General features: G+C 68.8%; 1 protein-coding gene. It reads left to right on the forward strand.

Going from position 1 to position 327, the window contains the following annotated elements:
* On the forward strand, positions 1 to 327 hold a 327-nt coding region (locus tag ACG04R_RS28460), incomplete at both ends, for a PKD domain-containing protein (RefSeq protein WP_394418207.1).

Genomic DNA, 327 nt, shown 5'->3' on the forward strand with positions numbered 1-327 from the left:
CGGGCGGCAACGTCATCGGCAACAACAAGGTGTGGCGCCAGTTCACCTTCTCCCCCATCACGACGCAGCGCATCCGCATCCTGGTCAACAGCGCCATGTACAGCCTCTCGCGCATTGCCGAGGTGGAAGCCTGGACGCCGGGGAGCGTGACCAACCAGCCGCCGGTGGCCAGCATCAGCGGCCCGACGAGTGGGCAAGTGGGCACCAGCCTGAGCTTCTCCGGCGCCGGCAGCACCGACGCGCAAGGCGCGATCGCAAGCTACGCCTGGACGTTCGGCGACGGCACGAGCGCCAGCGGCGTGTCGGCCACCAAGACCTACAGCGCCG

This window comes from Pelomonas candidula, assembly GCF_043555985.1.
Classification (GTDB): Bacteria; Pseudomonadota; Gammaproteobacteria; order Burkholderiales; family Burkholderiaceae_C; genus Pelomonas; species Pelomonas candidula.